General features: G+C 37.5%; 8 protein-coding genes and 2 pseudogenes. 2 read left to right on the top strand and 8 right to left on the bottom strand.

Going from position 1 to position 11,755, the window contains the following annotated elements:
• Positions 1-233: 233 nt before the first annotated feature.
• From TY21_RS09490 to TY21_RS09470, 6 genes are all read right to left on the bottom strand, one after another.
• Positions 234-620 (bottom strand): hypothetical protein, encoded by a 387-nt coding sequence (locus TY21_RS09490; protein ID WP_042239429.1) that lies wholly within the window; start codon positions 618-620, stop codon positions 234-236.
• Between the two features lie 298 nt (positions 621-918).
• Positions 919-1,833 (bottom strand): NAD-dependent epimerase/dehydratase family protein, encoded by a 915-nt coding sequence (locus TY21_RS09485; RefSeq protein ID WP_042239426.1) that lies wholly within the window; start codon positions 1,831-1,833, stop codon positions 919-921.
• A gap of 25 nt (positions 1,834-1,858) precedes the next feature.
• The gene (locus TY21_RS09480; protein WP_042239424.1) at positions 1,859-3,928 is read right to left on the bottom strand and encodes a glycosyltransferase; all 2,070 of its coding nucleotides are present in this window, start codon (positions 3,926-3,928) and stop codon (positions 1,859-1,861) included.
• Between the two features lie 57 nt (positions 3,929-3,985).
• The gene (locus TY21_RS11690) at positions 3,986-4,111 is read right to left on the bottom strand and encodes a hypothetical protein (RefSeq protein WP_255501498.1); all 126 of its coding nucleotides are present in this window, start codon (positions 4,109-4,111) and stop codon (positions 3,986-3,988) included.
• Positions 4,112-4,114: 3 nt separating this feature from the next.
• Positions 4,115-4,963, bottom strand: coding sequence for a glycosyltransferase family 92 protein (locus TY21_RS09475; protein WP_042239421.1), 849 nt, complete (start codon positions 4,961-4,963; stop codon positions 4,115-4,117).
• A complete protein-coding gene (locus tag TY21_RS09470; protein ID WP_052354369.1) occupies positions 4,960-5,700 on the bottom strand; it encodes a class I SAM-dependent methyltransferase in 741 nt (246 codons plus the stop codon). The genes TY21_RS09475 and TY21_RS09470 overlap by 4 nt, the downstream gene beginning before the upstream one ends.
• A 539-nt stretch (positions 5,701-6,239) precedes the next feature.
• On the opposite strand from TY21_RS09470, the pseudogene TY21_RS09465 reads away from it, so the two are divergent.
• Positions 6,240-6,530 (top strand): annotated as a pseudogene (locus tag TY21_RS09465) (transposase family protein); the annotation flags it as partial.
• Positions 6,531-6,739: 209 nt separating this feature from the next.
• Here TY21_RS09465 and TY21_RS09460 read toward each other — a convergent pair.
• Positions 6,740-8,770: a leucine-rich repeat domain-containing protein gene (locus tag TY21_RS09460; protein ID WP_130589680.1), complete on the bottom strand. Its 2,031-nt coding sequence runs from the start codon at positions 8,768-8,770 to the stop codon at positions 6,740-6,742.
• A 382-nt stretch (positions 8,771-9,152) separates the two neighbouring features.
• Here TY21_RS09460 and TY21_RS09455 point away from each other — a divergent pair.
• Positions 9,153-9,443 (top strand): annotated as a pseudogene (locus TY21_RS09455) (transposase family protein); the annotation flags it as partial.
• A gap of 209 nt (positions 9,444-9,652) precedes the next feature.
• On the opposite strand, the gene TY21_RS09450 reads toward TY21_RS09455, so the two are convergent.
• Positions 9,653-11,335 carry a leucine-rich repeat domain-containing protein gene (locus TY21_RS09450; RefSeq protein WP_130589679.1) on the bottom strand — a complete coding sequence of 561 codons (1,683 nt, stop codon included), beginning with the start codon at positions 11,333-11,335 and terminating at the stop codon, positions 9,653-9,655.
• Positions 11,336-11,755: the final 420 nt, after the last annotated feature.

Raw genomic sequence — 11,755 nt, 5'->3', positions numbered from 1 at the left:
CTTATTTCTCTCTAATTCTTTGAAATCTACGAAGGGCTCTTTGATATCCTAGGATGGTGGCCTGGAATAGTAACCTGCTAAGTAGCTTCCAGGTTAAGGAATAGCCTTATAAGCAACACTGTCTACATGATGTGCTTTAAAAAAGTTTTATCCTCGCCATCTTTTTAGCAAGGATAGAAAATTCTTATGTTGAAAGGCTATTACTATTTATTATCTAAATCTCAAGTGAGTTTTCAATACTTGTACCTTCTCCAAGTTTTTAAATAATTTAAAACGCTATCAAATATAGGAAAAAAATCTTCAAGTGACTGGTCATGAAAATCTCTAGAATTTTCAGAAACCGTACAAATATTTTTCTTTTCAAATTTTTTCCTAGTGATTTCTTCCACATTTTTTGAAAGAGTAGCGCTTATCGAAGCAAATTCACTGTTTTTTTGGTAATGGTCTTCTCTTTTTTTTAAAAGGGACTTAACGAAATGATTAATAAGAATCTCTTTTTCTTTAGGGGAAAAAGTTAAATTAATATCATAGTCGCACTCGCGCACCGTAGCTTGAAGCGCTTTTTTTTCAAAAGCAGGTTTAATAAAGTCTTGCTTTATTTCTCTCATGATTGGATTCATCATTTACCCTTATTTTACTCGTTAGCCCTTTATTATTTACCAATATAAATGTAGGTCTTTCTTAAAATTAAATAAAGTCATAAGGAAAAATTTACTATTACAAAATTTTTCTAACATTCGGCTATATTTTGCTTCGATGCCTGTGCTACTTGTCTCATTAAAGAAATTATATTTATTTAATTTAATAAAATTTTTCAATGAAACGGTAGGGAGGAGTTGTTTTAAAAGTCTCTAAAAAATATATAAGTATCCTCTCAGGGGTAAGCAGAGATATGGGTTAGAGCGCAGGTAATAGGTTTTAAGATGAAGCCAGTGCTGAATGAATACTTGCCCACATTTTCTCTAAGCCTTCTTTTAACTCTATTTTTGGGTGCCAGTTAAGAGTTTGGCTAATTAGCTTTGGAGATAAAACGCTAAAAGTAGGCTTACAGCTATGATTGAGTAAGTTAACATTAATTTTTCTTTTAGAGATTGCTTCTATGGTATCTAAAACTTCTTTTAAAGAAGTTCCTTGGCCAGAGCCCACATTAAAGACTTGCACTAAAGCTTTTTCAGGAGGATTATTAATGATTAAATGAAAAGCATGGGAAAGATCATCTAGATGGATGTAATCCCTTACGCTATTAAGAGAATCAATAATATTTAAGGTAGAATTATCTATTAATTTGGAAAAAATGACTCCAATGAGTCCATTTGTACGCGTAGAAGGAAGAAGAGCACCATAAGGGTTACTTATCCGCAATACAGTCCCCCGAATTCCATACTTTCTGCAAAATAAAGCTAAATAATTTTCTACCGCTAGTTTATTAATACTATAACTACTCCAAGGATGGGGAGGATCTGACTCCTGATGGGAAACTAAAGAGCTTTTTTGATACATATTTCCTCCACTACTTGCAAAAATAATATGACCTTGAGGATTAGCTCGGGCATAGGCTTCAAAAAGAGTAAGAGAAGATAAAAGATTATGAGAAATATCAGAAAAAATATCTTCATCGGAGGTCCATGGATTGTTTACCCAAGCTAAATGGATCAAAACGTCGGCCTGTTGGACAAAATTATTGATATCCACAGGATTGTTTAGATTTCCTATAAATTGCTGTTGAGAAGGGATGGTAGAAATAGGTTGACGAACAAGGCGTTTATGAGGGAAAGGAAGAAAATTACAAAGGTGATTTCCTATAAAACCTGTACTGCCCGTAATTGCGATCATAGGCGCTCATTTAAAATAGTTGATTTTATAAGACATTCATTGAAGATTTGCTTTTTAACGATAGTTCTTCTTTAATTTTTGAGATAGTTATTTCTAATGAAAATTTCTCATTAAAGGTTCTCTGGGCATTGAACGCTAATTGACGTGCTCGCAAAGGATGATTAATAGTCTCCACTAAAGCCTTTTCTAAAGCTTTAGCACTAAAAGAGCGACATAAATAGCCGGAATAATTATGCACAATAGCTTCCGAACACCCATTCACATCGGTAGAAATAATAGGAACACCTAAAGACATGGCCTGCAAAAGAGATAAGGGCAAACACTCTAACACAGAAGATTGAATAAATAGGTCTGCCTCATTGTAAAAGGAATCCAATTGATGGATATCGATACAAGAAATAAGATGAATGCGTTCTTGCAGATTCGCGCTAAGAATCTTTAAAATGATGTCTTGATTATAACTATCTAAAGAGTCGGGTAAACCTACTAGGGTCAGACTCACATCCTCAGGGATTAACCCTTTTTTTATACAGGCAATAAAGGCATCCACAAGTAAATGAAAACCTTTCCTAGGAGTGCTAAACCCTATAGAAAGAAGGTTCTTGATAGGCTTATGAGAAGCTAAAGATAAACATCCTCCTTTTAATCCACTCCAATATAATACTTTTCCTGAGACATCTAAAATACTGTTCCAAATATTTTTCGTGCTTTCCGATCCGAACCAAAAATTGAATCTTTTTTTATAACTCACCCTCTTTAATAAGTGAAAAGCTAGGTTGGTTTTAAGATAAATAGTAGGAGAAAAAGATTCATGGATATACCAGTAAATCTTTTTAAAAGGAGCAAACAGTAAAAGTGGTAACACAAGAGCAGAGCTGGCTGCACTGTTAACAATAATAGTGGAGGAAGCCCTTAGGTTTAAATAAAGAGTGACCCAAATGAGTGCCCCCAGACGCTTCCATTTCCCGATAGGTTCATCCCACTTTAAGCAGCCTGCAGGAGCTATAAAAAGAGGAATATTAAATTTTTCATATTCATTTTTCAAAGGACCTTCGCGCATGGAGATGACAGAAACTTTGTAGCCTTGGCCTTTAAGAGAGATAGCAAGATCTAACACTAGCTTAGATCCTCCTCCACCCGGCGCTAAATCGTGTGTAATAAGGGTAAACTTCTCAGATTTTCTACTATAATGAGAAAAATTATTGTTGAAATTTACCGAAGAGCTATTGAATTTGGTAATCTTGGGCGTACAGATAAACCGAGTCAAAATGCTTCCCAAATTTATCGCATTTTTGGCTTTGAGAAATGCTTTAGATCCCTCATAAGGAGAAGGAGCATTTTTATTTAAAGAAGCAGAACGAGTGACCGTCACAAAATAATTGAGATAGATCTCTTCACGCTCCTTTTGGCTAAGCCTGATCTCTTCCTGGGAAGCATTCTCCTCTATATAGCGATAGTAATAAAGATTCTCATTTAAAAAGCTAATCTCATAATTTATAAGAGAGCGAACAATATAATCCAAACTGCCTTGATATTTATACTCTCTATAAGCACCTACGCTTGTGTGAAGCTCTTGTGAAAAAAATATATTACCGTAGGTCATGGCAAGATTAAAAGTCATAAAAGCTTCTTCAATATGTTCAAGTTGGATAACTTCAAACATTTTTTCTTCATAGATTCTTTTTTGAGAAGCATCAAAGCAATGTCGCCGGCTATCTTGATCTACTAAATCTACGCGTGTAAAGATAAAATGCATTTGAGAAGCGATAGCTTTGTCTACCAGCCTTTCTATCCTATTAGGCGCAAAATAGTCTTGAGGAGAGAGAAAAGTTAAATAATCTCCTTGAGCAATTCCTAAACCTCTGTTGATAGCTTCAGCAAGAGTTTGAAAATTTTCTTGAAGGTAAATGCATTTATATTTCGTAGATTTTATAAAATCTTGAATGATAGAAGAGGAAGGAAGAGTAAAATGGCTGTCTAAAAGAATAACTTCCAGAGAAGCATATGTCTGTGCAGCTACTGAGGTTAAGGCAGCCTCTAAGTAGTCGTAAGGGCCGCAAATAGGAATAATTAAAGACACCAAAGGAGTTTTCATAGATTAAATTTTATTTAAACTTTACAGTGTACTTATTACGGGCAAGCACCTGTTTTATCAGCTTGCCACGTTCGTGTCAACCGGTGGCACGGTTTCTCCTCTATCCTTGCGAATAATTTTTGAACGCTTTTTCCTATCCACATTGCTTAGAGGGTTATCTAGCCCTTCTTGATGCTGATCCATTCATTAGTCATAATTATTAAAATTTTTAATTATATCATCATACTCTATATTGTATCCTTTTTCTATCTCTAGCACAGATTCTATAGGCTGGCCCCACTTTATTCGACGAGCAAGCTTAGTGTTGATTAAAAAGCTTTTATCCCGGCACCAATAATGATTAATTCTAAAAATGTTAACACTGTTTTTCGCTGTAAAAGCACCATGGACAAGTTCTTTGTTTTCATTCACGGCAAATTTATTAGTAGAGTAGATAAAACTATGAGGATTCATGATATCTACCACATAGGCAGGCTTAACAATAGATTTAACATGCAAATCACCATCTACTGCTCCTCTATGCACTAATAGATCGGTCAATTTTTGCCCTTCAGGAATGTAGTCTACGTTACTTGTTCCATACATTACCCAATTGGCTACCACGCCTGCAAATTCTTCATAATTCTTTAAAGCTTTTCTCAAATTTTTGTAAGGCAGCGTAAAAAGAAATTCATCGGTATCAATGATGGCGCACCATTTAGATTCTTTGGTAATTTTTTTCAAGCAGTGCATGTAAGCTTGAGTTTGAATGCTATTCCACTCTATAACATTTTGGCTACCATAATTCCATTCTATTACCTCAATAAATCCTTCCCTTTCATATTGATCTAGATAAGGTTTCCATACGTTGACAGGTCCATTATTATATAAATAAAAATGTTGGACACCTTGATGCTTATGAAATTCGATCCATTCAGGCATATAAGGAAGATCATCTTCCATAAAAATTGCACAACTTGATAATTCATACTTATAGCCCGCATATAGGGTCTGTAAGATTAAGAGCCACCCACAGAAGATTAAAAAACGCTTCATAAGTTTCTGATTTCCTCGCCTTTTCTTACTACTACTGTAAATCCATTGCCTACTTTGTCATCGATGTCTTGGACAGCTACTACCTCCCAGCCATAATGCTTGCATATATCTAGCATATCTTGAGTAACCCAAACTGACCAATGATGGTGATCGTCTTCTTTAGGGGCAGTCAAATGTTCATGACGATAGATAATTTCCTCTAAAGAAGTACGTGGTCTATTTTTATCAAAGGTCCGCTCTTTATGAGGAATAATCATATAAACATATCCTCCTGGCTTTACGACGCGCAGCCATTCCTTGATAGCTTTTATAGGATCAAAAAAATGCTCAATGACATGAGAATTGATTACAAAGTCAAATGCATTATCCTTAAAAGGGAGATTATCTCCGCTTGCCACTATGTCAACTTTCAAGGCATGTCCTGCTGTCTTTTCCTCTGCTCTTTTGAAAGGTGTGGAAAGCTCGTCGCTATAATCGACATTAAGAGTTTTTAATCCAAAAGGGTTATGGGCAGAACCTCCAATTTCAATTCCTCTTAGCCCATCTAGTAATTTGTGAGCTAAAGCGCTTTCTTGGAAAGCATTTCTTCTATAAAAGGTAGGATTGAATTCACCAGCTCTCACACTTTCTTTAGAAGGAAGAATAAGTAAGGATCGAATGGTGTTTGATCTGAGGCCTACAAAAAAAGTAAACCAACAGACAGCCACTAAAAATACTATCCATTTCACATGCTGCATGATTATTTCCTTTATGGGCACAAGTTATAAGGGTTAAAACACTTTATATTTTCTATAAAAAACTTGTCTACTGGATTTCTTAAGTTTAAAACCTCTACATTCTTGGCAGGATAAAAAAATTTATAAATATTTAAGAGACGGGTGTTTTTGATTTGCTGAAAAGTTGTGCTTATTTATATTTTCAAGTTTTAACTTTTACACCTTATAAGTTCAATAGTTGGTAATAAGCACACCTGCCAGGATATTTTAACAAAATCAAAGAAAGTAAAATAATTTAACGATTCCCTCTTTCATCTTAGGGAAGCCTCTTTTCTTCATGCGAGCTTTTCACAAGTTTACCGGCTAACTTGTTACGTTAAAAAAGAAATTAAGCTTAGGTATATGTTTGAAAGTAAGCCGTCACGGGGTATCAATTATTTCTTGATAAATAAAGTAATTTGTAGAGTTTGTATTTGCTTAATCATATATTAGACCTCTTTCGAAACTGAAATAAAATGCAAATTTTAGTAAAATGGTGACTCAACATTTAAGGAGACACCATGAAATTTGATAAGATAGAGAAATTAGATGATGAACGCTTCCGACGATTGACAGGGGTCAAGCGTACCACCTTTGATAAAATGGTGCAAATTTTACAGCAAGCCGATAAGGCCAAGAAGATTAAAGGTGGGCGTAAATATAAACTAAGTCTAAAAGACATGTTGTTGATGGCCTTGGAATATATGCGCGAATATAGGACCTATTTTCATATTAGCCAAAGCTATGGAATTAGTGAAAGCTCAGCTTATAAAGCGGTGAAATGGATTGAAGATACGTTAATCAAGCATCCAGAAGAAACAGATAAGATTATAGCAGGCTATTTCACAATGCACGACTTTATGAGCAGCACTTATCAAGGCAATATCATTAGGATTTGATGGTTTGCATAGGTTATGCGAAGCTTGGTCTGGCTATTTTTATGAAACTCTTTTTGTTTTCCATCTATTGCCCATTTTTATAGAAATAGTTACTTCTAAGTACTCTTGTAGGATACCATTCCTTATAGGAACCGCTGCCTTATTTTCTCGGCGATATCTTTCAGAGGATTTTCTGCTAATTCAAGCTGATACAGATTAGACAGCTGCTCGATTTCTGTAGGCAGGCTGGTGAGCTGGTTTTCTCTTAAGTCAAGCGTTTGCAGCTGAGACAATTGCCCGATTTCTGCAGGAAGACTGGTGAGCTGATTCTGGTTTAAGATAAGCCATTGCAGCTGAAACAGTTGCCCGATTTCTGCAGGAAGGCTGATGAGCTGGTTCTGATTTAAGTAAAGCGTTTGCAGCTTAGACAGCCGCCCAATTTCTGCAGGAAGACTGGCGAGCTGGTTTTGATTTAAGTAAAGCGTTTGCAGCTGAGACAGCTGCCCGATTTCTGTAGGCAGACTGGTGAGCTGGTTGTGATTTAAGTAAAGCCGTTGCAGCTGAGACAATTGCCCGATTTCTGCTGGAAGACTGGTGAGCTGATTCTGGTTTAAGATAAGCCATTGCAGCTGAAACAGTTGCCCGATTTCTGCAGGAAGGCTGATGAGCTGGTTCTGATTTAATTCAAGCGTTTGCAGCTGAGACAACTGCCCTATTTCTGCGGGAAGGCTGGTGAGCTGGTTTTGATTTAATTCAAGCCATTGCAGCTGAGACAGCTGGCCGATTTCTACAGGAAGACTGGCGACCTGGTTTTGTCTTAAATCAAGCCTTTGTAACTGAGGCAATTGCCCAATTTCTGCAGGAAGGCTGGTGAGCTGGTTTTGATTTAAGTAAAGCACTCGTAGTTGAGACAGCTGGCCGATTTCTGCAGGAAGACTGATGATCTGGTTTTGATTTAAGTGAAGCTTTTGCAGCTGAGACAATTGCCCGATTTCTGCGGGCAGAGCGGTGAGCTGGTTTTGGCTTAATTGAAGCCATTGTAGCTGAGACAATTGAACTATTTCTGCAGGAAGGCTGGTGAGCTGGTTTTGATTTAAGTAAAGCCCTTGCAGCTGAGACAATTGACCTATTTCTACAGGCAGGCTGATGAGCTGATTTTGATTTAAGTAAAGATGTTGCAGCTGAGACAATTGGCCTATTTCTGCAGGAAGGCTGATGAGCTGGTTTTGATTTAAGTAAAGCACTCGTAGTTGAGACAGCTGGCCGATTTCTGCAGGAAGACTGATGATCTGGTTTTTGCTTAAGTGAAGCTCTTGCAGCTGAGACAATTGCCCGATTTCTGCGGGCAGAGCGGTGAGCTGGTTTTGGCTTAATTGAAGCCATTGTAGCTGAGACAATTGAACTATTTCTGCAGGAAGGCTGGTGAGCTGGTTTTGATTTAAGTAAAGCCCTTGCAGCTGAGACAATTGACCTATTTCTACAGGCAGAGCGGTGAGCTGGTTGTGGCTTAATTCAAGCCTTTGCAGCTGAGATAATTGCCCGATTTCTGTAGGCAGGCTGGTGAGCTGGTTTTGATTTAAGTAAAGCCATTGCAGCTGAGATAACTGGCATATTTCTGGGGGTAAGTAAGTCAAGCCTACTTCAGATAAATCTAAATCCGTGATGTTTTTACAATTTTCTTCAATCCAATCTCTAAGAAGCTCTCCTTTTTTTTGTAGAGGCAAGTGCTTAATTTCTTCTCGGTTCAAGTATTCTTCCCCACCAGGAAATTTTTTCCAAAGTAAAAGGCGATTAATATTTAAGAGATAAGAAGAGTAATTAGCCAGAGTAAAATACCTTTTTTCCTCTGTTTTCCATTTAAATTCTAAAGGAGAAATAGATTTAGCTAAGGTAAAAACTTGTTTAAAAACTTGATAAACTTTTTCAGTAGAGGTAAGTCCAGGATTGAGTTGATAAACTTTAGCTAACATAAGAGTTCGCTGGGTAGTGGCCTTCCCCTTGGGGAAATGAAGCTGTGCTATTTTTTTATAAAGAGAAGGCATCAACTCAGAAGCCAGCAGATGATGCCATCTTTTACAGACGCTAAATAAGGAAGGAACTACGCAAGCCTCTAAGATAGGGAGCAGCAATTCATTGGGCAAGCTTTCAATAGATGCCGAAGAGATAGGATGCATTTTATTTCCTTGGGTAAGAATAACTTTTCTGCATTTTTATTTTTTAAAGATATATAAAAAAATTAAACAGACAAGTCAAACAAATTCGTATCCTTATCAATGAAAACAACTCACAAATGATCTATCAGCGCTTTTGTTTCAAATAGATTCACGGAAAGCGTGAAGACCTTCTACGCATTTAGGAGCAGCCACAGCTTTTGGGGATTAAGTGACGCGGCAATTTTGGTTTGGCCAAAAGAATGAGATTGATTCTTTGCCTTGTTTGAGAAAAACGGTTCTTTTTGGTGCCTTGTTTTAATTCTTCTACTGAATAGACCTCTTTCGAAACTGGAATAAAATGCAAACTTTAGTAAAATGGTGACTCAACATTTAAGGAGACACCATGAAATTTGATAAGATAGAGAAATTAGATGATGAACGCTTCCGACCATTGACAGGGGTCAAGCGTACCACCTTTGATAAAATGGTGCAAATTTTACAGCAAGCCGATAAGGCCAAGAAGATTAAAGGTGGGCGTAAATATAAACTAAGTCTAGAAAACATGTTGTGGATGGCATTGGAATATATGCGAGAATATAGGACCTATTTTTATATTAGCCAAAGCTATGGAGTTAGTGAAAGCTCAGCTTATAAAGCGGTGAAATGGATTGAAGATACGTTAATCAAGCATCCAGAAGAAACAGATAAGATTATAGCAGGCTATTTCACAATGCACGACTTTATGAGCAGCACTTATCAAGGCAATATCATTAGGATTTGATGGTTTGCATAGGTTATGCGAAGCTTGGTCTGGCTATTTTTATGAAACTCTTTTTGTTTTCCATCTATTGCCCATTTTTATAGAGATAGTTACTTCTAAGTACTCTTGTAGGATACCATTCCTTATAGGAACCGCTGCCTTATTTTCTCGGCGATATCTTTCAAAGGATTTTCCGCTAATTCAAGCGTTTGCAGCTTAGACAGCCGCCCGATTTCTGCAGGAAGACTGGTGAGCTGGTTCTGATTTAAGTAAAGCTTTTGCAGCTGAGACAGTTGCCCAATCTCTGTAGGCAGAGCGGTGAGCTGGTTTTGGCTTAAATCAAGCCATTGCAACTGAGACAATTGACCTGTTTCTGCAGGCAGACTGGTGAGCTGGTTCTGGTTTAAGTAAAGCCCTTTCAGCTGAGACAACTGCCGGATCCCTGTAGGAAGTCTGGTGAGCTGGTTTTGATTTAAGTAAAGCCCTTTCAGCTGAGACAGCTGCCCAATCTCTGCAGGCAGAGCGGTGAGCTGGTTTTGATTTAAGTAAAGCCATTGCAGCTGAGACAACTGCCCTATTTCTGCGGGAAGGCTGGTGAGCTGGTTTTGATTTAAGTCAAGCCATTGCAGCTTAGACAATTGGCCTATTTCTGCAGGAAGGCTGGTGAGCTGGTTTCCTCTTAAGTCAAGCGTTTGCAGCTGATACAGTTGCCAAATTTCTGCAGGAAGACTGGCGACCTGGTTTTGGCTTAAATCAAGCCTTTGTAACTGAGGCAATTGCCCAATTTCTACAGGCAGGCTGGTGAGCTGATTTTGATTTAAGTAAAGATGTTGCAGCTGAGACAATTGGCCTATTTCTGCAGGAAGGCTGGTGAGCTGGTTTTGATTTAAGTAAAGCACTCGTAGTTGAGACAGCTGGCCGATTTCTGCAGGAAGACTGATGATCTGGTTTTTGCTTAAGTGAAGCTCTTGCAGCTGAGACAATTGCCCGATTTCTGCGGGCAGAGCGGTGAGCTGGTTTTGGCTTAATTGAAGCCATTGTAGCTGAGACAATTGAATTATTTCTGCAGGAAGGCTGGTGAGCTGGTTTTGATTTAAGTAAAGCCCTTGCAGCTGAGACAATTGACCTATTTCTACAGGCAGAGCGGTGAGCTGGTTTTGATTTAACTCAAGCCATTCCAACTGAGACAGCTGCCCTATTTTTGCAGGCAGAGCGGTGAGCTGGTTTTGATTTAAGTAAAGCCATTGCAGCTGAGATAACTGGCATATTTCTGGGGGTAAGTAAGTCAAGCCTGCTTCAGATAAATCTAAATCCGTGATGTTTTTACAATTTTCTTCAATCCAATTTCTAAGAAGCTCTCCTTTTTTTTGTAGAGGCAAGTGCTTAATTTCTTCTCGGCTCAAGTATTCTTCCCCACCAGGAAGTTTTTTCCAAAGTAAAAGGCGATTAATATTTAAGAGATAAGAAGAGTAATTAGCCAGAGTTAAGCCTCTTTTTTCTTCTGTTTTCTCTTTCAATTCTAAAGTTGAAAAAGACTTGGCTAAAGTAAAGATTTGCTTAAAGATTGCATTTACCTTTGCTGTTTCAGAAAGCTTTTCTTCTAGCTTATAAATCTTATCTACAATAAGAGCCTGCTCCTTAACATTTCCTTGAGGAACATGCACTTTACCTATTTTCTTATAAAGAGGGGGCATGACTTCAGTAGCCAGCAGATGATGCCATCTTTTACAGACGCTAAATAAGGAAGGAACTACGCAAGCCTCTAAGATAGGGAGCAGCAATTCATTGGGCAAGCTTTCAATAGATGCCGAAGAGATAGGATGCATTTTATTTCCTTGGGTAGTAATAACTTTTTCAGTATTTTTATTTTTTAAAGACAATATAAAAAAATTAAAAAGCAAGTCAAATCAATTCGAATCCTTATCAGTGAAAAACAACTCATAGATAATCTACCTTGCTTTTTTTTTCAGATAGATTCAGGAAAGGGGGGAGACCTTCCAAGCATTTAGGAGCAGCCACAGGTTTTGGAAATTAAGTGACGCGGCAATTTTGATTTGCCTAAAAAAATGAGATTGATTCTTTGCCTTATTTGAGAAAAACAGCTCTTTTTGGTGCCTTGTTTTAATTCTTCTACCGCATGATGGAATACAATATGCCTAGCTTCTTCCAGTCAAGAAAGGTTGTCTTCCCAGCCATAACACTCTTCAGAAAAAGAGAGAAACTTCTTGTCGTTAAAATGTGTAGGC

It is taken from the genome of Neochlamydia sp. S13 (assembly GCF_000648235.2).
Taxonomy (GTDB): Bacteria; Chlamydiota; Chlamydiia; order Chlamydiales; family Parachlamydiaceae; genus Neochlamydia.
The sequence above is the reverse complement of the archived record's forward strand: the minus strand, read 5'-3'. Positions and strand labels throughout refer to the sequence as shown.